The following is a 24,832-nucleotide window of genomic DNA, read 5'->3' as shown; positions in this document are numbered from 1 at the left end:
TGGGTAGTGTGAGGAATGCAGGGGCCGCTGCGCAAATCTGCTGGATCAGCGGAGCGGCCCGGTGCGTGTCAGCCCTTGCGTTGCAGGGTGTGATAACCCAGCACTGCCCGTGCTTCCCTCAATGATTTGCCTTCATCGAGCAATCCCCGGATACGTGCTTCCACCGCTTCAATCGAGCGCGCACACGCCGCCACTTCATGGGCCCGCTCACGCGGCACGATCACCACGCCATTGGCATCGGCGACTACGATGTCCCGGGCGCACACCCGGGCCTGGCCGATGGACACCGGCTGGTTTACTGCTTCCACTTCAACCCGGTCCTTGCCCGTGCGCATGAACCGGCCTTTGGTGAACAGCGGGTAGCCGTCGCCCAGGGCCTTGCTGACGTCGCGGCACACGCCATCAATCACCGTCGCGGCGATCCGCTGGCTGCCGGCGTACTGGGTCATGATGTCACCCCATACCGTGCAGTCGGTGCGTCCGTCATTGTCGATCACCACCACATCGCCTTCGGCCACGTCGTCGATAAAGTCGCCAACGGTGCCCGGCGGGGTGCTGGCGCTGACGTAGCGCACCGTGAAGGCCGGACCGACCACCACCTGGCGATAGTTGTCCAGGGGCATGATTCCCAGGCACTGGCCGGGCAAGCCGAGTTTGTCCAGAGCATCGGACACGCCCGGGGTGTCCAGGCCTGCAAACAGGGCAACCAATTCTTGGTCTTGGGGCGACATGGGTAACTCCTCGTGGGGTGACAAATCAGGTCGGTTGGCAGGAGGCCGGGCGGGGCTCGGCAATGGTCAGCAAAATGATGAAGCTGATGAACGAGCCGATCGCCAGCCAGGCGAACACGTAGTTCCAGCCGTAGTTGTCCAGCAGCAGCCCGGTGATGAAGGGCGTGGCGGCGGCGCCCAACTGGCCGATCATGTTCACGATGGCGTTGGAGATCGGGAAGGTCTTCTTGGTGGTCAGGCCCATCGGGTAGACCATGTAGGAGGAGAAGCCGAGGCTCAGCACCATGCCGGTCAACATCAGCAGCAAGCCGTAGGGCAGGGGCTCGGCCGGTGAATTGATCAGCAGGTACATCATCAATGAGGTGCCGACGGCCGACAGGAGCATGCCCGGCTTGCGGCGCCCGCCCATCAGGCGATCGGAGCAGAAACCACCCAGCAGGTTGCCCAGCACCGCGCCCACCCAGGGCGCTGCCGAGACCAGGCCCATGTTCATGATCGAGAACTGCTTGACGGTCATCAGGTAGGTGGGAATCCACGCCAGCAGCACGCTGGAGACGCCGAGCTGGAAGCAGTAGCTGGTGGCGCAACCCCAGATGTTCCAGGACTTGAACACCTGACGGTTGGTGTCCAGGGGTTTTTCATCGCGGGTGCGGATGACTCGGTCGAGCTTCTCAACCCAGGCCGGTGTCTTGTGCACGCGGGCGGTCCGGCTGATTGCCGTGTCCTCGACGATGTACTGAAGTTCGGCAGGGTTGACGAAGCGGCTGCGGGACGGATGGTCAGTGACCAGGAAGTACCAGACCACCGCCAGCACGATGCCCGGGATCGCAAAGAAGTAGAAAATCTCGCGCCAGCCCCACACCGAAATGATCACGGCACACAGCGGCGGCACGATCACCGGTCCGAACTTCACCGCTGAGAGGAAGATCCCCGACGCCGTGCCTTTTTCCCGTGCCGGAAACCAGTTGTTGATGGTGGTGGTCATGCTGATGGGCAGCGGGCCTTCAGCGATGCCCAGGCCCAGGCGATAGAGTTTCAGCGCCAGCAGTGAGCTGGCGGTGCCCACCAGCCCGGTCAACAGGGAGGTCAGCACCATGGCCCCCGGCAGGATCCGGCTGACGCCAAAGCGCCCGAAGGCAAAGCCCGACGGCAGTTGTGCCAGGGCGTAAGCCAGCAGGAACAGGCTGACCAGGCCGCCGGCCTGGGCATTGCTCATTTCAAATTCGTGGCGAATAAACGGCAGCGCCACACCGAGGTTGGCCCGGTCGGCGGCGGCCACGGTGTAGATCAGGAAAATCAGCGCCGCAACCACCCAGCGGTATTGGCTGCGCACAGCGGGTTTTATGACTTCAGGCATCGACATGAGGGCGGACCTTGTTGTTGTGAGTGTTGTCCTGTTCGGCCCCAATCTTAAGAAGGGCCGAACGCCACCATTAGCGATATTTATCTATGGGAACTCATCACTTTTTTTCTTCGGCCAGCAGGCGACTGCAGAAGCCGCGGATCGCCTCGCACGCTTGGCGCAACGAGGCATCATCCAGGGCATAGGCGATGCGAATGTACGGTCCCAGGCCAAAGGCGCTGCCGTGAACCACGGCCACATTGGCCTCATCCAGCAGCGCCAGGGCGACATCTTCATCGCTGTGCAGTACCCGGCCGCCCGCCGAGGTACGCCCGATCAGCGCCGCGCAGGAGGCGAACGCATAGAACGCACCGGCGGGGCTGATGCACGTCAGGCCTGGCGTGTCATTCAGCAACTTCACCATCAAGTCCCGGCGCGCCTGGAACACCACGCGGCTGTCGCGGATAAAATCCTTGGGGCCTTCCAGTGCGGCGAGGGCCGCTTGCTGCGAGACCGAGCAGGCGCCAGAGGTTTGCTGGCCTTGCAGCTTTTCCATGGCCTCCAGCAACCAACGTGGGCCGGTGGCGAAACCGATGCGCCAGCCGGTCATGGCGTAGGCCTTGGACACGCCGTTCATGGTCAATGTGCGTGGTGCCAAACGCGGCTCAACCTGGGCCAGGGTATGGAACACCTGGCCGTCAAAGATCAGGTGCTCGTAGATGTCGTCGGCCAGGATCAGCACCTGCGGGTGGGCCAACAGCACTTCGGCCAGCGCCCGTAGCTCGCCCTCGCTGTACACCGCGCCAGTGGGATTGGACGGTGAATTGAGGATCAGCCAGCGGGTCTGCGGGGTGATTGCAGCGGCCAGGGCCTCGGGTGTCAGCTTGAACCCACTGTCGGCATCGCAAGTGACGATGCGCGCTTCGCCGCCGCACAGTTGCACCATCTCCGGGTAACTGACCCAGTACGGCGCGGGCACGATCACTTCGTCGCCTTCATTGAGGGTGGCCGCCAGGGCGTTGTAGATCACCTGCTTGCCGCCGTTGCACACAAGGGTGTCCTGCCAGGACACGTCCAGGCCGTTTTCGCGCCGGAACTTCGCCGCCACCGCCTCCCGCAGGGCCCGCGCACCGGCCACCTGGGTGTAGCGGGTATGCCCGGTTTCGATGGCCTGGATCGCAGCCTCGCGGATATGCACCGGAGTGTCGAAATCCGGCTCGCCGGCACACAACGAAATAACCTGCGCGCCTTGTGCCCGGCGTTCGGCGACGCGGTCCATGATGCGATAGGTGGCGGACGGTTGTGCGCTGGCCAGGCGCGGGTTCAGCCGCTGGATATCGGCGCTCATCGGGTGATCGCCTCAAACTGTGCGTCGTGCATCACCTCGACCACCGAACGCCCGCTGCGCACCGCCTGCACCATGCCGTCCTGGCGGCGGGCGATGCGCTCGCCCAGGTCCAGGACCTTTTCGATCACCGCCTGGGGCACGAACACCGAGCCGCAGGTATCGGCGATCACGTAGTCGTCCTCGCTGACGCTCACGCCAGCGACGTTGAGCGTCACGCCGGCGTCGACCTGCACCACGCGGTTGCGCGCGCTGATCATGGTCACGCCGCGTCCGTACACCGGATAGCCGATGGCCTCGCTGCCGTCGATATCGCGGCTGAAACCATCAATCACCGTGCCGCGTATGTGTTTGCGCGACGCCGCGTTGGCGATGATGTCACCCCAGCAGGAAATGCCCTCGATACCGCCGGCAATCACCAGCACCCGGTCGTCTGTCGCGACCTGTTCGATCACCGGGGTGATCAAGTGCACGGTCGGAGCGATGTCGGACTTGGGGCCGAGCATTACGGTACTGGCGCGGCCAACGATCTTCGGGCAGTTCCACAGCGGGCGCAGGCCCACGGTGGCGCCGGGCAGGCCGAGGAAGTCGAGAGCGTCGGACACGGTGTTGGTGTCCAGCGCGGCCAGGCGGTCGAGCAAACGGTCAGGGGTCATGGGCAAGCCTCGGGTGACGGAGGCGGCCAGTGTCAGTCAGTGGCTATGATAGGTATATTACGAAGTACAGAAGCCTTGCATACGCTTAACCTATGGATAAGACCATGATCAACTTTCGCCTGATTCGTCACCTCTGGTTGTTCCTTGCGGTGGCTGAGGAGCAGAACTTCGGCCGTGCGGCGAAGCGCCTTGGCATGTCCCAGCCACCGCTGAGCGAGCAGATCCAGGTGCTGGAGCAGGCGCTCAAGGTCAAGCTGTTCGACCGCTCCCGACGCGGCGCACAACTTACCCCGGTGGGCGCGGCGATCCTGCCGGCGGTGCGCAAGTTCGCCGAGCAGTTGGAGCGCCTGGAACTCGCGGTGGAGGAAGCGGTGGCGGGGCAGTCGGGGATGTTGACCATTGGTGCGATCTCCACGGCGATGTTCGATGTGCTGCCGGGGTTGATCGAGCAACTGAAGCTTGATTATCCGCAGCTCACGGTGTCGGTGCGGGAAATCGACAGCGTCGAGGCGTTGCCGGCGCTGGAGGCTGGGGATATCGACCTGGCGTTTGCCCGGTTGGATGGTGACCTTGGGGCTTCGGTGCAGTCATTGCCATTGACGGAGGACCGGCTGGTGGTGGCGTTGCCGGCGGATCACCTGCTGGCGAGCCGCACGCGCATCAGTTTGTCGAGTCTGGCGAATGAGCCGTTGGTGATGTTTTCGCGCAACGTCAGTCCGGTGTATTTCGACAATCTGATCGCTACTTGCCGTGCCAGCGGGTTTTCTCCGCGGGTGCTGCATGAGGTGCGGTCGGTGGCTTCGCAGATCGCGTTTGTCAGTTATGGGCAGGGGATTGCGTTGGTGCCGGCTTCGCTGAAAAAACTGGCCCCGGCCAATGTGGTGTTTCGGGCGTTGAGTCAGAAACTCAATGTGGTGACTACGGCTGTCGCGTGGAATACCCAGCGGCCGAATCCGGTGGTGGAGGCGGTGATTGCGCGGTTTCGCTAGGGGGTTGAGTACATATCCGTTATTTAGGTAACGGCCACCTATGGTTCCGCTCTTACAGCGGCTCACTTTGGAAAAGCCCCAAAGTAAGCAAAGGGCTCTGCCCCGCCTGTCGGCACCTCGCTGGGGCTCGGTGTTCCCTCACTCCGGCACTGCTCCGCGGGCCGCCGCGACGGGCCATCCATGGCCCGGCGCGGCTAAACCGGCGTCCTGCCGGTTTACCCGCTCCGCACTGCCTGCGTTCGGCCTCGGGCTTATTGGGGCAGTCAGATCAAGATCAAAAGCAACAGCAAAAGCACAGCGGCCTACCGGCCGGCTTGAGTGTTAAAAGCAAAGGCAAAGACCAAAGCGAAAGCAGCTCTGCTTTTCTGTGGGAGCTGGCTTGCCTGCGATGCAGACAACTCGGTGTATCAGGCAGACCCAGTTGATGCCATCGCAGGCAAGCCAGCTCCCACATTTGACCGTGCCCGCTTTAGCTTTTGATTTTGCTTCTAAACACTCAAGCCGGCCGGTAGGCCGCTGTGCTCTTGCTGTTGATCTTGATTTTGATCTTAGGCGCCCCGTTAAACCACGCTGGCCGAACGCAGGCTTTGGAGCGTGGGTAACCTGGCAGGACGCCAGGTTAGCCGTCCTGGGCCAGGGATGGCCCATGACGGCGGCCCACGGTCCAAAGCCGGAGTGAGGGCACACCGAGCCTAGGCGAGGTGCCGAGTGGTGGGGCAAGAGCGTTTTGCTTACTTTTGCGCTTTTCAAAAGTGAGCCGCTGTAAGAGCCATCCCTTTCAAGGTCTGCGTTTAAAAGTCCGTTTAAGGCCATGTTTAAGTACGTTTATCCGACTTGGCCGCCTTAAGCACCCTAGCTGTTGAGACATGCGCCCGTGCTGCCTTACCTTCCAGCCACTCCTTGGGCTTGGCTACTTTGGGGCCACGAGGGCTTTTTGCTACGGACTTAGGTTTGATCATCCTTGCCAGGGCCAGCAATCGCTCTGCCAGCCCTTGCGGAGTCTTTTCAAGAGGGAAATTTTCCGCAGGCAATGCGATCTGCAAGCCTTGATAATCACTGCGAACATGCACCGCCAAATGGAAAATCGAAACCTGCCAACCCTCTGGCTGCGTTTCGCGGTGCGCCTGCTCAACGCTACGCTTGAGAACCGACAAAACGTTGTAAGCCAGGACCGCCGAGGCAAAGCCCAATAGCGCGGCTTTCGGGCTGCCAAGGCCTGTAATTTCACTGTCCAGTACCGACTCAAGGCGCTGAAACATTCCCTCGATACTCCAGCGATGACGGTATAAATCGGCTATCTGCCGGGCACCGATGGTGTCGGGCAAATTGCTCCAGAACCACATCACCAAATCACCTGAGTCATTCGCCGTTTGCAGGCTCAACTCAACACGTCGCCAGCGGCGGCCACCCTTCATTTCGATGATTTGTTCGCGAACGGTTCCGCTATCGACCGTCCCTGAGTCTTGCCACTCACTTTCCTGGACCAGGCGTGGATGCTTGCTGGGTTGGCGAACGATGAACGAAGCCCCCGTATCCTCGCAGGCTTGCAGGATGGGCAGCGTGCAATAGAGCCGGTCAGCCATCCACAACTGGCCCGCGCATGCGCGGGCCAGCAGCGGTAAAACACTGACTCGCTCACTGGCGTAGGCATCTTCCCACGGCTGAAGATCAACGACTAAATCCAGATCCGGATCGTAGGCAACTACTGAAAATCCTGGGCGCGCTGCGCCGCGCTCATTGCGCAGAGCGCCTAGACGTTTTTCAGTGGCCGGCAAGTGGTTGCCATCCACAATACGCAACTGCCAGCCGGGCAGGATCGATGAATGGCCGAGCGTTTCGACGGTTGGTATCAAACGCTCGGCACTGCCCGAAATGAGGGCGCGAAGCAGCTCGGGTTCGGTTCGCTTGATCTTGTCATAGAGTGCCGAAACACTGACCGAAAGGCCCTCCATCTTGCGCGCCGCCGCGTGCAACGACGGCCTCAAGCCCAATGAAACAAGGGACATCAGCTCAACAACGGTTGAAAACAAAAGCTCACGTGAGTACTGCCGTTGGCGGTGATCATCGAACACCTTGTCAACCCAAGCGGCATCTACTGCCTGCTCTAATATCAACTTGGTCATGACGCTGGCCGGAGCCTGTTTTTCAAACCGTTCTAAAACCTTTTCCCACATAGTTTCGTCGTCCTGACTGGATTGGTTAGGGGATTTTAAACCAAGACCTTGAAAGGGATGGCTGTAAGAGCGGAACCAATAGCGGCCGTTACCGAAGAAACGGATATGTACCCGACCCGACCCGATCAGAAATCCTGCCCCATAACATTGCCCACACCCGAGAACACGCAAGTGCGTACCGAATAGCGATCACCTACCGATGCTGAAACCGGGGCAACGAAGCAATCCGCATCTTCGGCTCCTGCAACCTGGCCAGGTCACTGGCAATCTGCGCCCGCCAAAAGTGCGCCCCGGCCAATTGCGCATCCACCCACGCCTGGCGCAGCAACACCTTGGCCTTGTCCACCGACCCATACTGGGCCTGGCGCAAAATCAGCTGTGCCTTGATCCGCAACATCTGCGGCACGAACCAATGCTCATGCCGCCCCAGCGCCAATTGCAAGGTGTCTTCCAACACCTCCAGCGCCAGCTTCTCCAGCCCCAGCCGCGCCAGGCCCAAGGCGTATTCACAGCGCAGCAAGCTATACAGCTGGCTGTCTCCCTGCCCACTCAAGTGATGCAACGCCTCACCCAACAGCGGCACACCTTCCTCAGGCGAGCCCTGGCGAATCAGCAGGATGCTCTCGAAACACAACCGAAACTGGCGCCAGATATGCAGGTCTTGTTGCGTGGTGCTGCCCTGCAGCAAGCCCAGGTAATAACGCACCTTGGGCAGGTTGGACGCCAACAGCGCCAGGGGAATCGCCCCCAGGCACAGGGTGTACCAGAGGGTCGCGGGGTGATCGAGGGTGATGGCTTCATCGACGCAACTGCCGATCAGGCGCAGCGCCGGGTCAACATCGCCTTCCAGCAACTGAACCTTCGCCTTGAGGCAGCGGGCGGCGATGCGCTGGTCGAAATGCACGTCGATAATGTGCGAGCGCGGCGCCGACGGTGACCCCAGTGCCTCGTCGATATTCTGCCGGGCGCCAGCCAGGTCGCCCATGTGAAACAACGCCACCGCACGCATGCGTTTACCCAGCAGTTGCTGGTTGCCGCTGTGGCTCAGGCTGATGTAGCGCTCGGCCAGTTCCAGCGCTTCGGCGTACTGGTTGCAGCCGCAGCGGTCACTCCACAGGCCCCACAACGCCCGCAGTTTGTGCTCGGCATCGCCCAGGTCGCGGGCGTCTTCACGCACCTGGCGCCAGGCTTCGCGCATCGGCCCGCCGGTGCCGTAGGTGAGCATCAGCACGCTGGCCAAGGCCGTTTGCAACAGCATGCGCTGGCGCAGCGGCAGCGGGGTGGTGTCGGCGCTGGCCAGGCCTTTGTCGACCCAGGTACGGCACTCGCTGACCAGCGACAGGCGCAGCCACAACGGCACGCCGCCGAGGGTCAGTTCGATGCCGGTGGGCAGGTCGCCCGAGGCTGAAAAAGCCCACTCCAGTGCGGCGCGGATGGTGTTGATTTCCGGGCCGTAGAGGCCGACCCAAATCTCCGGGGAAAGACTGTCGAGGGTCTGCCCGGCCTCCTGCAAAACCTCGAGGGCATACCGTGCATGACGCTGGCGGGTAGCATCGGCTTCGCCGTGTTCGTTGAGTTTCTCCAGGGCGTAGGCGCGGGTGGTTTCCAGCAGGCGGTAGCGCTTGAGCAACTGGGATTCACCAGCGATCAGCAGCGACTTGTCCATCAGGCTTTCCAGCAGGGGCAGGGCGTTGCGGGCATCGAGGGCGCTGCTGGCGGTCATGGCTTTGACTGCATCCAGGGTGAACGAACCGGTGAACACTGCCAGTTGGCGCAACATGGCCTGTTCGTCGCCGGTGAGCATCGAGTAGGTCCAGTCCAGGGTCGCGCTCAGTGAACGATGGCGGGCGAGGGCGGTGCGCCGGCCAGTCATTTGCAGGCGGAAACTGCCGTCGAGCAAACCCACCAGGTCCTGGATGCCGAAGGTGCGCACCCGCGCCGCGGCAATTTCGATGGCCAGGGCATTGCTGTCGAGCTTGCGGCAGATGGCGCTGGCGGCGGCGACGTCGGTGTCCTTGAACACGAAGCCAGGATCGAGGGCCTTGACCCGTTCGATGAACAACGCGATGCCCGACCAGGCCATGGCTTGCTCGGCACTCAAGCTTAAGTCTTCGTCCGGCACCAGCAGCGGTGCCAGGTCGTGCACCCGTTCGCCTTCGGCCCGCAGCGGCTCGCGGCTGGTGGTCAGCACGCAACACTGGGGCGCGCAGCGCAGCAGCACTTCGACGGCGTCGGCGGTGGCTTGCAGCACGTGTTCGCAGTTGTCGAGCACCAGCAGCAGCGGGCTGTTGGCGAGCATCGAGGCCACGCTTTGCAAGGGGTCGTCACTCACGCTTTGGATGCCCAGGGCGTTGGCGAGCATGCCGGCCACCCACTGGCCGCTGGTGGCGGGGGCCAGGTCGACGAAGCACATGCCCTGGTGAAAGCGGCCCTGCAGCAGTTGCGCCACGGCCAGAGCGACCGTGGTCTTGCCGATGCCGCCGGGGCCGGTGATGGTCAGGAAGCGCTGGCTCAGGAGTTGGTCAGCGAGGCTCAGGATCAGCTGTTCACGGCCAATCACCGTGCCTGGCGGCGGTTGCAGGTTCGGTGCCTCCACGGTTGGGGCGGGCAGCAGGGCCTGGGTCATTGCGCCGTCACTCACCGCCTGCATTGTCACCGGCGCGACAAACCGGTAACCCCGGCCCGGCACGGTGACGATGTAGCTGAAGTTGCCGTCATCCCCCAACGCCCGGCGCAGGGCAACGATCTGAGCGCGCAGGTTGCATTCCTCCACCACCACCTTGGGCCAGGCGAAGGAGATCAGTTCGGATTTTTCCAGCAACTCGCCAGCCCGGCTGGCGAGGGCGATCAGCAAGTACAAGGCGCGGCTGCCGAGGGTCACCGGCTCGCCGTTGCGCAGCAATACATGCTGGCGCGCCAACAAGAGAAAGGGGCCAAAACCGATAGCATTCTCGGTGTGGTCCGGGGCCTGGGGGACAAGGTCCGTGAAGGACACTGCGGGGTATTTGCTCGAACTCATCAATTTGTCCTTTTTTGTAGTCGGGCTTGTTATTGGCGATCAGGCCATTCGCCCTTTTGGGTGCTTACGTGCGGCAGCAGGCTTGGAGAGTTGAAGTCGATCAAAAAGGTGAGAGTTGCCGCCCTCCTTTGGGGCATGGACGTTGTTATAAGGCGCGGGCCCGTTGGGGTTCAGGCGATGAGACTGTTTCAATTTAGAAACATTTTATTACTAGAAAACCTGATGTAGCAGAATGTATGCCAGTTGGCATGTAACAAAGATGACAACAACCGTATGAAATTTATGGTGATTTTTGAGGTCGTCGGAGGCGGTGAAAGAAGAGTGTTCGGAAAGGCGAATATTTCTAATTGTGTCGTTCGGGATGCCGAATAAAATGGCGGTGGTTTGGCGCGGTTTTTTTGGCTGTGTATCAGACTGTGTATCAGCACCCATCTGATACAGCGGCATGATTAGCAGGAGGAAACGCGACACAGACGGGATACACGCCTGGCTTTAAATCTGTCTACCAGATGGCGCAAGTGGTCACGCACCGCACAAGCGCCCTGGCCACATTCAGTCAAGCCAGGAGATTCAACCATGAAGCGCCACTACGCGGCCCTTGCCGCCACCTTCGCACTGTCCCTCGGTGCCTTCGCCGCCACCGCCCATGCCGAGGATGCCAAGCCTCAGGAAAAATGCTTCGGCGTGTCCCTCGCCGGTGCCAATGATTGCGCCGCCGGTGCCGGTACTTCCTGCGCCGGTACCGCCAAGGCGGATTACCAGGGCAACGCCTGGGTGCTGGTGGACAAAGGCACGTGCACCCAGATCAAAACCCCCAAAGGCTTCGGCAGCCTGACGGAACAACCATGATTGCCCTGGCCCCTGCGGTGCTCAAGCGCGTGCTGCCTGAGGCGCTGCTGTTGCTGGTGGCTCGTGTCGGTATCGCTTCGGTGTTTTTCCTCTCGGGCCGCACCAAGGTGACCGGTTTTCTGCAACTCAAGCCGTCGACCTACACCTTGTTTCGCTCGGAATACGCCTTGCCGCTGGTGCCGCCGGACTGGGCGGCACACCTGGCGACCTACGCCGAGCATCTGTTCCCGCTGTTGCTGGTGCTGGGCCTGCTGACCCGCCCGGCGGCCGCCGCGCTGTTGGGCATGACCCTGGTGATCGAGGTGTTCGTGTACCCCGATGCCTGGCCGACCCACCTGACCTGGGCCGGGCTGTTGTTGCCGCTGCTGGCGTATGGCGGCGGGGCCTGGTCACTGGACCGCGTGTTGTCCGGCCAACGCCGTTAACCCTTTCACAACAATGATCAGGCCCCAAGGCCTGTGGAGAGTCGCATGCGTATTCTTTCTTCCCTGGCGATCGCCATGGCACTCGCTGCACCGTTAGTGGCCTCGGCCGCCGATGCAGCCAAGCCCCAGCAGGGCACTGGTAAAAGCGTGGTGATCGTGCCCGGTTCCTTCGTCGACGGCTCCGGCTGGCGAGTGGTGCACGACATCCTGATTCACAAGGGCTACAAGGTCACCGTGGTGCATCAGGGCCATGAAAGCCTCGCCGCCGACGTGGCCGAGGCCCGCGAAGTGCTGGAGCAGCAAGTCGGCCCGGTGGTGCTGGTGGGGCACAGCTCCGGCGGTGGGGTGATCTCGATTGCCGGTGACCGCGACAAGGTCAAGTCGATGGTCTATGTCTCGGCCCTGCAACCGGAAGTCGGCGAAAACATGAGCCAACTGCTGTCTTCGATGCCGGCTCCCAGCAATGACGTGATGCAGACCCGCGACGGGCATCTGTTCTTTGACCGCACCAAGTTCAACGCCGACTTTGCTGCCGACCTGACCACCAACCGCACCGACTTCATGGCCGCCTCTCAGGTACCGGCCACCACCGCTTTGTTCGGCGGCACCGTGTGGGCCGCGGCCTGGCACAAGAAGCCGACCTACGCCGTGGTGTCCACCGAAGACCGTGCCCTGAGCCCCGATCTGCAGCGCTGGATGTACAAGCGCGCCGGCTCAAAAGTCACTGAAATCAAGGCCAGCCACTCGGTGTACATCTCCCAGCCCGAGGCTGTGGCGAAGGTCATCGAAGACGCTGCATCCGTCATCAAATAAACCCCACCCTGAGGAGTAACACCCATGAGCACGTCCATTAAATCCCGCTTGAGCCTTGCTACTGCTGCCGCCCTGATCGCCATGGCGTCCGCCTCTTTCGCGGCTGCCGCCAGCGCCGCCGACCAGCCGGAACAGCCGGGTCGTTGCTACGGCGTGAACAACTGCAAGGGCGAAAGCCTGTGCGCTACGGCCAAGAACGATTGCAAGGGCCTCAACAGCTGCAAGGGCCAGGGCGTTGTCGTCAAGACTCCGTCCGAATGCTTGAAGCTGGGCGGCACCACGACTGAGCCGAAGTAAGACCGTTAACGATAGCGCGGGGTGCCTGGCACCTCGCGTTGTTCTCGGGTTTTTCGCGAGCAAGCTCGCTCCTACAGTTTTTTAACGGAGACCATGTGATGCCGACACCCAATCCGCGTTTCCCGGGCTACGGCCTGGGGCTGCGCAAGGAGCACTACAGCGAGTTCCTGGAGACCCCGGTGGCGGTGGATTTCGTTGAAGTGATCTCCGAGAATTTCATGGTCGCGGGCGGCCAGCCCCGGCATATCCTGCGCCAGATTCGTGAGCGGTACCCGGTGGCGCTGCATGGGGTGTCGATGTCGATCGGCACCGCCGAGGGGCTGGATCTCGACTATCTGAAGCGCCTCAAGTCGCTGGTGGACGAGATCGAACCGCTGTTTGTGTCCGACCACCTGAGCTGGTCCCGCAGTGGAGGCTTCAACTCCCATGACTTGCTGCCAGTGCCTTATACCGATGAGGCACTGGACCGGGTCTGCGCCAATATCGACATGGCCCAGGACGTGCTGGGCCGCGCGATGCTGTTTGAAAACCCGTCCAGCTACCTGGCCTTTGATGGCGCATCCATGAGCGAGTGGGAATTCATCGCCGCCATGTCCCGGCGCACCGGCTGCGAGCTGTTGCTGGACGTCAACAATGTGTTTGTCAGCGCCAGCAACCATGGCTTCGACGCCCTGGCGTTTCTCGACGGGATTCCGGCCGAGCGGGTGCGGCAGATTCACCTGGCCGGCCACAGCCAGGGCCGCGATTTGCTGATCGACAGCCATGACAGCCCGGTATGTGACGGTGTCTGGGATTTGTATGCCAAGGCCGTTGCGTTGCTCGGCCCGGTTGCCACGATGATCGAGCGCGATGACGAGATTCCGCCCTTGGCAGAGCTGCTGGAGGAACTGTCCATCGCCCGCATGCTGGGGGCTTCCGAGGCCTACAAGCGAGCGCAGGTGCGCTCATGAATCTCGCTCAATGGCAGCAGGCGTTTCACACCTGGCTGGTGAGTGCCTCGGACGAGTCGGCCCAGTTGTTGGGTAACAAGGCCGCAGGCCTGGCGGTTTACCAGAACAACTACCGTGCGCAGTTGGTGGGTTGCCTGGAGCAGGCGTTTCCCAACCTGCGGCGCTGGCTGGGGGATGAGGCGTTTCTGGCCGCGTGCGTCAGCCATATCGACCGGTATCCGCCCCATGCCTGGACCCTGGACGTCTATCCCGAGGGCTTTCACCTGACCCTGGGTGAACTGTTCCCCAACAATCCCGACGTGCATGAACTGGCCTGGATCGAGTCGTCGCTCAACGAGGCATTTGTCGCCGCCGATGCCAGCCCGTTGCCCATGGACGCTCTCGCGGCGGTGGATTGGGACACCGCGAGCCTGCAATTCACGCCATCGCTGCGCTGCCACGGGCTGACCACCAACGCCGAGGCGATCTGGTCGGCGTTGTGGCAGCAAACCCCGGCGCCCGAGGCGGTGATGCTGGCCGAGGCCGGTGGATTGCTGGTGTGGCGTCGGCAGTTCACCTCGCGCTTGCGGCAAGTCGAGGCTTTGGAGTTCCAGGCGTTGGTGCACCTGCAAGGCGACGGCAGTTTTGCCGGGCTGTGCGAGTTTTTGGTGGAGCGCCTGGGGGAAGAGGAGGGCGTGGCAAAAGCCGGTGAGTGGCTGGCCGGCTGGATCGGCAGTGAGTTGATTGTGGGGGTCGTTGACGACCTTCCAATGTCGAATTTTTTGGAGCTATAACCCATGTCTTTTTTCAATCGCCGTCGCTTTCTGATTTCCAGCGCCATTGCTTCAGTCGCGCTGTCACTGCCGGTATGGGCGGCGCCTACGCCCTGGACGATCCGCCAGGTCAGCACCGACCTGCTGGATATCGGCTACTACGAAGCCGGCCCGGAAGGCGGCCGGCCGATCATTTTGCTGCATGGTGCTGACGGCGACCTTGAGCGTTTCGCCGAGGTTGCGCCGCATCTGGTGTCCCAGGGCTTTCGGGTGGTCATCCCGTACCTGCGAGGTCATGGCAGCACCACGCAGCTGGACAAGACCGCACCCGCTGTTACCCAGGAAGTCGTTCTCGGCCAGGACGTGCTGGACCTGATGAATGCCTTGCACATCCCTGAGGCTGTGCTGGGTGGGTTCGATCTCGGCGGTCGTGCCGTCACGGCAGCGGCCACCTTGCGGCCAAGCCGTTGCGTGGCGCTGGTCACCGTCAACAGCGCGCCGCAGCCCGCCCTCGCCGAGGTGCTGGTGCAGATGGCCCGGATGGGCAAATGGCGCACCTGAACATGAATATTTGGACAGCCGCGCATTTGCCCGCTGAAAAAAAAGACCGCTGCCCGTAATCTAGAGGCCTTTGCCACATGTGCGGATTGTCCATGTCTTCAGTAGCTGATGGGTTGCCCAGTGATAAACGTCTTGCGGCGGTTGTCGCCATTTCCCTGGGGATCGGCATGGCGACCCTCGACACGGCCATCGTCAACACCGCGTTGCCCACACTGGCCGAAGGCATTGGTACCGACTCCGCTTCGGTGATCTGGGTGGTCAACGCCTACCAACTGGCGACCATCGCCGCCGTGCTGCCCTTTGCTTCCCTGAGTGACGTGGTCGGCCACCGCCGGGTGTTCCTCGGTGGCTTGCTGGTATTTGTAGTGGCGTCGCTGTTCTGCGGGCTGGCCTGGTCGCTGCCGACGCTGACCGCCGCCCGGGTGGTGCAGGGCCTGGGCGCGGCGGCGATCATGAGCGTGAACATTGCGCTGTTGCGGCATATCTACCCGGCAAAAATATTGGGCCGGGGGCTGGGGTATAACTCGCTGGTGGTGGGGCTGGCCTTTACCCTGGGGCCCACGGCGGCGTCGGCGATTCTGTCGGTGGCCACCTGGCACTGGTTGTACCTGATCAACCTGCCCCTGGGGGCATTGGCCTTGTGGCTCGGGGTGCGTGCAATTCCGGTGATCCCGATCACCGGCCATGCCTTCGACCGGCTCGCGGCGATTCTTTGTGCCGGGTTGTTCGCCCTGCTGGTGCTGGGCCTGGGCTCGGCGGTGCACGGTGCGCAAGCGGTGTTGACCCTGGGGCTGATTGCCGTGGCGCTGCTGTGCGGGCTGTTGCTGATCCGCCGTCAGGCCGGGCACCCGGCGCCGATGCTCGCGGTGGACCTGTTCAAACGCCCGCTGTTCACCTTGTCGGCCCTCACCGCGATTTGCGCGTTCAGCGCCCAGGGCCTGGCGTTTGTGTCGCTGCCATTCCTGTTGCAAACGGTGCTGGGTCACAGCCAGGTAGCCACCGGCTTTCTGATGACGCCGTGGCCGGCGGTGGTGGCGGTGATGGCGCTGATTGCCGGGCGCCTGGCCGACCGTATCTCCCTGGCGTTGCTGTGTGGCATCGGCCTGGTGATGTTGAGTACGGGCATGGCCTCGTTGGCAACCCTGGGCAACGACGCTTCGACCTTCGACATCGGCTGGCGCATGGCCCTGTGCGGCGCCGGGTTCGGTTTCTTCCAGTCGCCCAATCTCAAGGCGATCATGACCAGCGCGCCCATCGCCCGCAGCGGGGGGGCCAGCGGGATCGTTGCCACGTCGCGATTGATGGGGCAGACGCTCGGCGCTTCGCTGGTGGCGTTGTGTTTCCACCTGTCCTTGAGCAGCGGCCCGCAGTACGCGTTGTGGCTGGGGTGCGGGTTTGCTTTGGTGGGCGCGGTGGCCAGCGGGTTGCGCCTGATGCAGGACGGCGCCAAGGTTTAATTATTTGGGCCTTGTAAAACATTGAGGGAGACGGCTACCGTGGCCGTCTAAATAATTCTGAATGTTTCAGCCTTTATGTCTGATCTGGCCCAACGCAGTGCTGATTCCCACTCCCGCCGTGCCGCGCTGACCCTTGGCCTGTGCCTGCCCAGTGACGTGTTGCTGTACCTGGTACTGCCGATGGAGTCCCAGGCGTTCGGAATCACCTTGGCCCAGGCCGGGGTGCTGCTGGCGGCCAACCGCCTGGTGCGGATCTTCGGCTACAAGCATGTACTGAATTTCTACGCCCGCAACGGTGATCGGCTGACGTGCTCCATCGCCGCCGGCGCGGCGGCGGTGTGTGCACTCGGCAACTCGATGTTGTCCGGGTTTGCTGCCTTGCTTGGCCTGCGGTTGATCTGGGGCCTGTGTTTTGCGGCGTTGAACCTTTCCACTCAGGTATTGGCCACTTCTGAACCGCTGGGTGCAGCGCGGCGGGCGGGGCGTTCGCGGGCGTTGATTGCCCTGGGGCCGATGCTGGCCTTGCCGCTGGGTGGGTGGCTGACGTTACAGGTGGGGCCGCGGCCGATCTTCTGGATTCTGGCGGTGTGTTGCCTGGTGGGGTTGTGGATGGCGCGGGGGTTGCCGACTGTGGGTCACAATTTGCATGGCACGCCGGGGCGGCGGTTCAAGTTGCCTGACAGTGTGGCGACCTGGTCGTTTATCGAAGGGGTGGCGCTGGATGGGCTGTTTATCTTTGGTCTGTCGATTCAGGCGCAGAAGATGCTGGGTGGGAATGCGGTATTGATTGCCGGTGGGTTGATGGCGCTGCGATATGTTTCGGAGTTGCTTCTGAGTCCGTTAGGGGGACGCGCGGCGCAGCAGTTTGGTGCTACTTCGATGTTGCTGCTGTTTTCGTTTCTCAGTGCGTTGGCGTTGGGGGCGTTTGGCAGTCACTGGGTGATTGTCGGTGCGGCGGCGGTGTTGGTGTTGCGGGCGTTGCAGTTGCCGCTGGTGACGACGTTGGTGGCGGAGCGTAATCCGGGGGCGATGCGGGTTTCGGCGTTGGCGTCGAATGCGGTGTGGCGGGATGTGGGCGCGGGGCTTGGGCCTTTGCTGGCGGGGTTGTTGTTGCCGGTGGCGTCGGCGCCTTGGGTGTTTGGTGTGGCGGGGGCGGCGATTGCGGTCAGTGCGGTGTTTTGCTGGCGGGCCAGGGTTTTAGCATGAGATGGGGAGAGCGGGAGCGGGGTACATATCCGTTATTTAGGTAACGGCGACTTATGGTTCCGCTCTTACAGCGGGTCACTTTTGGCAAACGCCCCAAAAGTAACCAAAGGTCTTTGCCCCACCACTCGGTGCCTCGCTTAGGCTCGGCATGCCCGCACTCCGGCCCGATTCCGCGGGTCGCCGCGACGGGCCATCCATGGCCCGGCGCGGCTAAATCGGCATCCTTGCCGATTTACCCGCTCCACCGTGCCTACTTGCGGCCATCGTGGTTGACGGGGCCCCCAGATCAAGATCAAAAGCAGATCAAAAGCCAGAGCACAGCGGCCTACCGGCCGGCTTGAGTGTTAGAAGCCAGATCAAAGGCCAGAGCGAAAGCAGAGCTGCTTTTCTGTGGGAGCTGGCTTGCCTGCGATGCAGACACCTCGGTGCATCAGGTACACCCAGTTGATGCCATCGCAGGCAAGCCAGCTCCCACATTTGACCGTGCCCGCTTTAGCTTTTGATTTGGCTTTTGCTTCACCACACTCAAGCCGGCCGGTAGGCCGCTGTGCTCTTGCTGTTGATCTTGATCTTAGGCGCCCCGTTAAACCACGCTGGCCGAACGCAGGCTTTGGAGCGTGGGTAACCCGGCAGGACGCCGGGTTAGCCGCGCTGGGCCAAGGATGGCCCATCGCGGCGGCCCACGGTCCAAAGCCGGAGTGAGGGCACACCGAGCCTGGGCGAGGTGCCGAGTGGTGGGGCAAGAGCGTTTTGCTTACTTTTGCGCTGTTCAAAAGTGAGCCGCTGTAAGAGCGGAACCATAGGCGGCCGTTACAAAAATAACGGATATGCCCCCCAACCCCAAAGCCGCATACGTCATCCAACGTATTCCCCGCCCAACCCCATCCCCGTGAGACTGCCCCCGACAGCCAAGCCACCTCCGGGAGCACCTCGATGACCGACACCCTGATCAAAGTCGACCTCAACCAACCCGTCACCGAAAACGAGCAAATCCACAACCGTTGGCACCCGGACATCCCGATGGCCTGCTGGGTCAAACCCGGCGATGACTTCATCCTCGAAACCTACGACTGGACCGCCGGCGCCATCAAGAACAACGACGACGCCAGCGACGTGCGCGACGTCGACCTCTCCACCGTGCATTACCTTTCCGGCCCAGTGGGCGTACACGGCGCCGAACCCGGCGATCTGCTGGTGGTCGACCTGCTCGACATCGGCGCCAAAGCCGACTCCCAGTGGGGTTTCAACGGTTTCTTCTCCCGCCAGAACGGCGGCGGCTTCCTCACCGATCACTTCCCCAGCGCGCAAAAAGCCATCTGGGATTTCAAGGGCATGTTCACCAGCTCTCGACACATCCCGGGCGTGAACTTCGCCGGCCTGATCCACCCCGGCCTGATCGGCTGCCTGCCCGACCCGGTGATGCTCGCCGACTGGAACCGCCGCGAGCAGGAACTGATCGACACCAACCCAACCCGCGTCCCACCCCTGGCCAACGCCCCGCTGGCCGCCACCGCACACATGGGCAAACTCAAGGGCGCGGCCCGTGACGACGCCGCCGCCACCGGTGCCCGCACCGTGCCGCCCCGTGAGCATGGCGGCAACTGCGATATCAAGGATCTGTCCCGCGGCTCGAAGATCTATTTCCCGGTCTACGTCAACGGCGCCGGCCTGTCGGTGGGGGACTTGCACTTCAGCCAGGGCGACGGCGAAATCACTTTTTGCGGCGCCATCGAAATGGCCGGCTGGGTGCACATGAAGGTCGAGCTGATCAAGGGCGGCATGGCCAAGTACGGGATCAAGAACCCGGTGTTCAAGCCAAGCCCGATCACCCCGAACTACAAGAACTACCTGATCTTCGAAGGCATCTCCGTCGACGAACAGGGGCAGCAGCACTACCTGGACGTCAATGTCGCTTACCGCCAGGCCTGCCTGAATGCGATCAACTACCTGACCAAGTTCGGCTACTCGCCGGCCCAGGGTTATGCGTTGCTCGGCTCGGCGCCGGTGCAGGGGCATATCAGCGGCGTGGTGGACATCCCCAACGCCTGCGCGACGTTGTGGCTGCCGACTGAAATCTTCGAGTTCGACATCAACCCCAACGCCAACGGCCCGACCCAATTCCTCGACGGCAGCATCGACCTGCCCATCGCACCGGACCTGTAGCCATGCCGACCTATGAATATGCCTGTGAGTCCTGCGGCACCTTCACGATGCTGCGGCCCATGGCCCAGCGTCACGAACCCAGCCAGTGCCCATATTGCGACGGCCCGGGCGGGCAGTTGCTGCTGTCGGCACCGGCGCTGACCACGCTGTCGGCCAGCCAGCGCAAGGCGATTGCCGGCAACGAGCGCAGCGCCCATGCGCCGCAAACCGTCGGCGAGTATCAGGAGGCGCGCAAGCACCCGGCGGGCTGCAGTTGCTGTGGCACCCGCAAGCCGGTGGTGCCAAGTAAGGCCAACCCGCTGGGGCTCAAGACCAAGACCGGGCCACGGCCCTGGATGATCAGTCACTGACCGAGGAGATTTGCAATGCGCCATGGCGACATATCCAGCAGCCCGGACACGGTCGGTGTTGCTGTCGTGAACTACAAGATGCCGCGCCTGCACAGCAAGGCCGAGGTCATCGATAACGCGAAGAAGATTGCCGAAATCATTGTCGGCATGAAGCAGGGTTTGCCCGGCATGGACCTGGTGGTGTTCCCCGAATACAGCACCATGGGGATCATGTACGACCACGATGAGATGATGGCCACCGCCGCGAGTATTCCCGGCGAAGAGACGGCGATTTTCTCGGCGGCCTGTCGCCAGGCCAATACCTGGGGCGTGTTTTCCCTGACCGGTGAGCGCCATGAAGAACATCCCCACAAGGCGCCGTACAACACGCTGGTGCTGATCAATAACCTGGGGGAGATCGTCCAGCGTTACCGCAAGTGCATTCCGTGGTGCCCGATCGAGGGCTGGTATCCCGGCGACCGCACCTACGTGTGCGACGGGCCCAAGGGCATGAAGATCAGCCTGATCATCTGCGACGACGGCAACTATCCGGAAATCTGGCGCGACTGTGCGATGAAAGGCGCCGAGCTGATCGTGCGTTGCCAGGGCTATATGTACCCGGCCAAGGAGCAGCAGGTGCAGATGTCCAAGAGCATGGCCTGGGCCAATAACTGCTACGTGGCGGTGGCGAATGCGGCGGGGTTCGACGGGGTGTATTCGTACTTCGGGCACTCGGCGATCATTGGTTTCGATGGTCGTACCCTGGGGGAGTGCGGCGAGGAAGAAATGGGCATTCAGTACGCTCAGCTGTCGGTGTCGCAGATCCGCGATGCGCGGGCCAATGATCAGTCGCAGAACCATCTGTTCAAGCTGCTGCACCGTGGCTACACCGGCATGCATGCTTCGGGCGACGGGGACAAGGGCGTGGCGGATTGTCCGTTCGAGTTCTATCGCACCTGGGTGCTGGACGCGCAAAAAGCCCGGGAGAATGTCGAGGCATTTACCCGCAACACCGTCGGTGTCGCCGAGTGCCCGGTGGGGCAGTTGCCCCATGGCGGTAAAGAAAAGACGGCGGGTTGAGGCATGCGGTTTACCTTTGAACCGGCTCAGGTCATGGCCTTGCTGCGCAGCCGCATCGTTGGCCAGGACGCGGCCCTGGCCCAGGTGGAAGGCGTGCTCAAGGTGGTCAAGGCCGATATCGGCGAGCGCGAGCGGCCGTTGAGCGTCAACCTGTTCATGGGGCCGACCGGGGTCGGCAAGACAGAAATTGTCCGGCTGCTGGCCCTGGCCTTGCACGGGCGCACCGACGGGTTCTGCCGTATCGACATGCACACCCTGGCCCAGGAGCATTACGCCGCCGCCCTGACCGGTGCACCACCGGGTTACGTCGGCAGCAAGGAAGGCATCAGCCTGTTCAACAGCGAGCTGATCCAGGGCAGCTACAGTCGCCCCGGCATCGTGTTGTTCGACGAGTTGGAAAAGGCCAGCCAGGAAGTGGTGCGCAGCCTGCTGGGCATCCTTGAAAACGGCCAACTGACGTTGGCGGGTGGCGCTCGCACGCTGGACTTTCGCAACAGCCTGATCTTCATGACCAGCAATATCGGCGCGCAACAGGCGCGCCGCCATCGACAGCGTTTTGCTCCGTTGCGCTGGTTGGTGCGCGGGGAGGCGGCGGTGTTGGAGGACGCCTTGCACAGTCACTTCGAGCCGGAGTTTCTCAATCGTATCGACCGTGTCCTGGTGTTCGAGCCCATCGACCATCAGTGGCTTGAAGCGTTACTTGAGGTGGAACTCGGCAAACTCAATCAACGCCTGGCGACGCAGCAGCGGTCACTGGTGCTGGATGAATCGGCACGGGCATGGCTGTGCCGCGACCATGACGTACGGTTTGGTGCTCGCGCCTTGGGTCGCCGGTTGCGGGTGGAACTTGAGCCGGCGATTGCCGAGTGCCTGTTGGGTGATCCGGGCGTGGGCGCCATGGGCGCGACCGCCATCGGCAATCATTTGGTGGTTTCGCGACAAGCGACTTGCAACAAATAAATTTCAGGCTAATATGACCCGGGTAAAACAATATATTCCGGGTAAAAGTCATGAGCGCATCACACTGCACCGCCTTCCTTGGCCACCAACGCGTGGCCGCCGGCTCTTATGCCGACGTCGCTAAAAAACTGAAAAGTCTCGACCTGTCGACCGGCAGCTTGCTGGTGTTCGATGACACCAGCGGCGTTCAAGTCGACTATCCCTGGCCCGCGGGTTATTCGCCCCAGCAACCGGCAGCTACGGTGACCGAGGCCGAAGTGCCTGCGTCACCTACCGTAGGCCGACCGAAGCTGGGCGTGGTCGCCCGTGAAGTGACCCTGCTGCCACGGCATTGGGAGTGGCTGGGGCAACAACGCGGTGGCGCCTCGGCGGCCTTGCGCCGGCTGGTGGATGAAGCACGCAACGCCCATGCCGAGCACGATGAGCGACGCCAGGCCAAGGAATCCAGCTATCGTTTCATGAGCGCTCTCGGCGGCGACCTGCCGGGTTTCGAAGAAGCCTCGCGGGCGTTGTTTGCCCAGGACGGCGCCGAATTTTCCAACAAGATTGCGCACTGGCCAGTGGATGTGAAGTTGTACCTGGCCTGGTTATCACGCAACGCTTTCCCTGCCTAATTGCATTGAGATCCGAACCTTCATGGAAGTCACCCAGCAACGACCGTTGTGGCAGATCTACCTGATCTTTCTGGCACCCATGGTGCTGTCCAATTTCCTCCAGAGCTTTTCCGGCACGCTGAACGGTATCTACGTCGGGCAGATGCTCGGTACCCAGGCGTTGGCGGCGGTGTCGGGGATGTTCCCCATCGTGTTTTTCTTTATCGCCCTGGTGATCGGCCTGGGGGCGGGCGCTTCGGTGCTGATTGGCCAGGCGTGGGGCGCTCAGGAAACCTCGATGGTCAAGTCGATCACCGGCGCCACCCTGACCCTCGGCGCCCTGATCGGGGTGATCGCGGCGGTGCTGGGCAGCGTGTTTGCACGGCCGGCGATGCAGGCCCTGGGCACACCGGTGGATGTGCTGGATGACGCGGTGGGTTACGCGCAGATGATGATGCTGATCATGCCGCTGTTGCTGGTGTTCATCCTGTTCACCCAACTGCTGCGAGGCGTGAGTGACACGGTGTCGCCGTTGCTGGCGCTGATGGTCTCGACCGCCGTGGGCCTGGTGCTGACCCCGGCGCTGATCAAGGGCTGGCTGGGTTTGCCGCCGATGGGCATTCAGAGCGCGGTACTGGCAGGGCTGGTGGGTAACGCCCTGGCGATGACGTTTCTGGTGCTGCGCCTGCGCCATAAAAACCACGTGATGGCGCCGGATCGCGAGTTGATGGCGGCGTTGCGACTGGACCGGGTGATTTTGGGCAAGGTGCTGCGTATTGGTCTGCCGACTGGGTTGCAGATGGTGGTGTTGTCGTTGTCGGAGCTGGTGATTCTGGCGCTGGTCAACAGCCATGGTTCCCAGGCGACGGCGGCGTATGGGGCGGTGACGCAGATCGTCAACTATGTGCAGTTTCCGGCGTTGTCGATTGCCATCACCGCGTCGATTCTGGGGGCGCAGGCGATCGGGGCAGGGCGGCTGGAGCGGATTGGGCCGATCCTGCGTACGGGAATTTTGATCAACCTGTGCCTGACGGGTGGGTTGATTGTGTTGGGGTATGGGTTGTCGCACTGGTTGTTGGGGTTGTTCATTACCGACGTGGATGCGCGGGTCAAGGCTGAGCACCTGCTGCATATCATGCTCTGGAGCATTTTGGTGTTTGGCTTCCAGGCGGTGGTGGGCGGGATCATGCGGGCCAGCGGCGTGGTGCTGGTGCCAGTGGGGATTTCGATCGTTTGCGTGTTGGGGGTGGAGTTGCCGGTGGCTTATCTGCTGAATGCGCGGTTTGGGTTGGAAGGGGTTTGGATGGCGTTTCCGGTGACGTATCTGGCGATGCTGGGGTTGCAGACGGCGTATTACCGGTTGGTTTGGCGGCATAAGCAGATTAAGCGGTTGGTGTGAGGTTTTTTGGGGAGGGAGTACATATCCGCTTCTTCGGTCACGGCTACTTATGGTTCCGCTCTTACAGCGGCTCACTTTTGGAAAAGCCGGAATGCCGGCCCAGCCCAAAGTAAGCAAAGGGCTCTGCCCGCCTGTCTGCACCTCGCTTAGGCTCGGTGTTCCCTCACTCCGGCACTGCTCCGCGGGCCGCCGCGATGGGCCATCCATGGCCCGGAGCGGGTAAACCGGCGTCCTGCCGGTTTACCCGCTCCGCAATACCTGCGTTCGGCCTCGGGCTTATCGGGGCAGTCAGATCAAGATCAAAAGCAACAGCAACAGCAACAGCAACAGCACAGCGGCCTACCGGCCGGCTTGAGTGGGAGTGTTAGAAGCCAGATCAAAAGCCAGAGTGAAAAAAGATCTGCTTTTCTGTGGGAGCTGGCTTGCCTGCGATGCAGACACCTCGGTGCATCAGGTATACCCAGTTGATGCTATCGCAGGCAAGCCAGCTCCCACATTTGACCGTGCCCGATTCTGATTTGCTGTTGCTCTTGCTGTTGCTTTACCACACTCAAGCCGGCCGGTAGGCCGCTGTGCTGTTGATCTGCTTTTGATCTTGATTTTGATCTTAGGCGCCCCGTTAAACCACGCTGGCCGAACGCAGGCTTTGGAGCGTGGGTAACCTGGCAGGACGCCAGGTTAGCCGTCCTGGGCCAAGGATGGCCCATGACGGCGGCCCACGGTCCAAAGCCGGAGTGGGCAC

The 24,832-nt window shown here is 62.2% G+C and carries 22 protein-coding genes; 16 read left to right on the top strand and 6 right to left on the bottom strand.

All coding sequences use genetic code 11. The annotated features are described in order from the left end of the window. Positions 1 to 68: 68 nt before the first annotated feature. The 4 genes from JFU58_RS03975 to JFU58_RS03960 form a co-directional block, all read right to left on the bottom strand. The gene (locus tag JFU58_RS03975) at positions 69 to 731 is read right to left on the bottom strand and encodes an RraA family protein (protein WP_093198880.1); all 663 of its coding nucleotides are present in this window, start codon (positions 729 to 731) and stop codon (positions 69 to 71) included. A 25-nt stretch (positions 732 to 756) separates the two neighbouring features. Continuing rightward, positions 757 to 2,094, bottom strand: a complete 1,338-nt coding sequence (locus JFU58_RS03970; RefSeq protein WP_242488206.1) for an MFS transporter — start codon at positions 2,092 to 2,094, stop codon at positions 757 to 759. 97 nt (positions 2,095 to 2,191) lie between these two features. Continuing rightward, positions 2,192 to 3,421 (bottom strand): pyridoxal phosphate-dependent aminotransferase, encoded by a 1,230-nt coding sequence (locus JFU58_RS03965; protein ID WP_063031523.1) that lies wholly within the window; start codon positions 3,419 to 3,421, stop codon positions 2,192 to 2,194. After that, the gene (locus tag JFU58_RS03960) at positions 3,418 to 4,074 is read right to left on the bottom strand and encodes an RraA family protein (RefSeq protein WP_063031521.1); all 657 of its coding nucleotides are present in this window, start codon (positions 4,072 to 4,074) and stop codon (positions 3,418 to 3,420) included. The genes JFU58_RS03965 and JFU58_RS03960 overlap by 4 nt, the downstream gene beginning before the upstream one ends. Before the next feature lie 104 nt (positions 4,075 to 4,178). On the opposite strand from JFU58_RS03960, the gene JFU58_RS03955 reads away from it, so the two are divergent. Next, positions 4,179 to 5,063 carry a LysR family transcriptional regulator gene (locus tag JFU58_RS03955; RefSeq protein WP_201139878.1) on the top strand — a complete coding sequence of 295 codons (885 nt, stop codon included), beginning with the start codon at positions 4,179 to 4,181 and terminating at the stop codon, positions 5,061 to 5,063. An 815-nt stretch (positions 5,064 to 5,878) separates the two neighbouring features. Here JFU58_RS03955 and JFU58_RS03950 read toward each other — a convergent pair. Both JFU58_RS03950 and JFU58_RS03945 read right to left on the bottom strand, forming a co-directional pair. Beyond that, positions 5,879 to 7,186 carry an IS4 family transposase gene (locus JFU58_RS03950; RefSeq protein ID WP_201139778.1) on the bottom strand — a complete coding sequence of 436 codons (1,308 nt, stop codon included), beginning with the start codon at positions 7,184 to 7,186 and terminating at the stop codon, positions 5,879 to 5,881. Between the two features lie 244 nt (positions 7,187 to 7,430). Then, entirely contained in the window at positions 7,431 to 10,256 is a 2,826-nt protein-coding gene (locus tag JFU58_RS03945) for an ATP-binding protein (RefSeq protein WP_093198866.1), read from the bottom strand. 576 nt (positions 10,257 to 10,832) lie between these two features. Between JFU58_RS03945 and JFU58_RS03940 the strand changes: the two genes are divergently transcribed. From JFU58_RS03940 to JFU58_RS03870, 15 genes are all read left to right on the top strand, one after another. Beyond that, positions 10,833 to 11,105: a BufA1 family periplasmic bufferin-type metallophore gene (locus tag JFU58_RS03940; RefSeq protein WP_177072191.1), complete on the top strand. Its 273-nt coding sequence runs from the start codon at positions 10,833 to 10,835 to the stop codon at positions 11,103 to 11,105. Continuing rightward, entirely contained in the window at positions 11,102 to 11,530 is a 429-nt protein-coding gene (locus tag JFU58_RS03935) for a DoxX family protein (RefSeq protein WP_010175348.1), read from the top strand. Before JFU58_RS03940 ends, JFU58_RS03935 begins: the two co-directional genes overlap by 4 nt. Positions 11,531 to 11,575: 45 nt before the next feature. Continuing rightward, the gene (locus tag JFU58_RS03930; RefSeq protein ID WP_201139877.1) at positions 11,576 to 12,343 is read left to right on the top strand and encodes an alpha/beta fold hydrolase; all 768 of its coding nucleotides are present in this window, start codon (positions 11,576 to 11,578) and stop codon (positions 12,341 to 12,343) included. Positions 12,344 to 12,367: 24 nt separating this feature from the next. Then, positions 12,368 to 12,640 carry a BufA2 family periplasmic bufferin-type metallophore gene (bufA2, locus tag JFU58_RS03925; protein WP_003211275.1) on the top strand — a complete coding sequence of 91 codons (273 nt, stop codon included), beginning with the start codon at positions 12,368 to 12,370 and terminating at the stop codon, positions 12,638 to 12,640. A gap of 98 nt (positions 12,641 to 12,738) precedes the next feature. After that, entirely contained in the window at positions 12,739 to 13,590 is an 852-nt protein-coding gene (gene bufB, locus JFU58_RS03920) for an MNIO family bufferin maturase (RefSeq protein ID WP_177027618.1), read from the top strand. Beyond that, on the top strand, positions 13,587 to 14,363 hold the full coding sequence (locus JFU58_RS03915; RefSeq protein ID WP_177072189.1) for an HvfC/BufC N-terminal domain-containing protein: 777 nt from the start codon (positions 13,587 to 13,589) through the stop codon (positions 14,361 to 14,363). The genes bufB and JFU58_RS03915 overlap by 4 nt, the downstream gene beginning before the upstream one ends. A gap of 3 nt (positions 14,364 to 14,366) precedes the next feature. Further along, on the top strand, positions 14,367 to 14,903 hold the full coding sequence (locus JFU58_RS03910; RefSeq protein WP_201139876.1) for an alpha/beta fold hydrolase: 537 nt from the start codon (positions 14,367 to 14,369) through the stop codon (positions 14,901 to 14,903). Positions 14,904 to 14,995: 92 nt separating this feature from the next. Next, positions 14,996 to 16,360: an MFS transporter gene (locus JFU58_RS03905; protein WP_177072187.1), complete on the top strand. Its 1,365-nt coding sequence runs from the start codon at positions 14,996 to 14,998 to the stop codon at positions 16,358 to 16,360. Positions 16,361 to 16,435: 75 nt separating this feature from the next. Then, the gene (locus JFU58_RS03900; RefSeq protein WP_177072186.1) at positions 16,436 to 17,566 is read left to right on the top strand and encodes an MFS transporter; all 1,131 of its coding nucleotides are present in this window, start codon (positions 16,436 to 16,438) and stop codon (positions 17,564 to 17,566) included. A gap of 933 nt (positions 17,567 to 18,499) precedes the next feature. Then, positions 18,500 to 19,729 carry a formamidase gene (gene fmdA, locus JFU58_RS03895; RefSeq protein ID WP_063031503.1) on the top strand — a complete coding sequence of 410 codons (1,230 nt, stop codon included), beginning with the start codon at positions 18,500 to 18,502 and terminating at the stop codon, positions 19,727 to 19,729. A gap of 2 nt (positions 19,730 to 19,731) precedes the next feature. Next, positions 19,732 to 20,079, top strand: coding sequence for an FmdB family zinc ribbon protein (locus JFU58_RS03890; protein ID WP_063031501.1), 348 nt, complete (start codon positions 19,732 to 19,734; stop codon positions 20,077 to 20,079). 15 nt (positions 20,080 to 20,094) lie between these two features. Further along, positions 20,095 to 21,138 carry an aliphatic amidase gene (locus JFU58_RS03885; RefSeq protein WP_093198844.1) on the top strand — a complete coding sequence of 348 codons (1,044 nt, stop codon included), beginning with the start codon at positions 20,095 to 20,097 and terminating at the stop codon, positions 21,136 to 21,138. A 3-nt stretch (positions 21,139 to 21,141) separates the two neighbouring features. Continuing rightward, positions 21,142 to 22,098 carry an AAA family ATPase gene (locus JFU58_RS03880; protein ID WP_201139875.1) on the top strand — a complete coding sequence of 319 codons (957 nt, stop codon included), beginning with the start codon at positions 21,142 to 21,144 and terminating at the stop codon, positions 22,096 to 22,098. A 50-nt stretch (positions 22,099 to 22,148) separates the two neighbouring features. Continuing rightward, complete coding sequence (locus tag JFU58_RS03875; RefSeq protein WP_063031495.1) at positions 22,149 to 22,712, top strand: DUF2239 family protein; 564 nt, start codon at positions 22,149 to 22,151, stop codon at positions 22,710 to 22,712. 22 nt (positions 22,713 to 22,734) lie between these two features. After that, positions 22,735 to 24,090, top strand: coding sequence for an MATE family efflux transporter (locus JFU58_RS03870; RefSeq protein WP_063031493.1), 1,356 nt, complete (start codon positions 22,735 to 22,737; stop codon positions 24,088 to 24,090). Positions 24,091 to 24,832: the final 742 nt, after the last annotated feature.

It is taken from the genome of Pseudomonas sp. TH34 (assembly GCF_016650865.1).
GTDB lineage: Bacteria > Pseudomonadota > Gammaproteobacteria > Pseudomonadales > Pseudomonadaceae > Aquipseudomonas > Aquipseudomonas yamanorum.
Note: the sequence above shows the minus strand (reverse complement) of the source record. Positions and strands in the feature narration are given on the sequence as shown.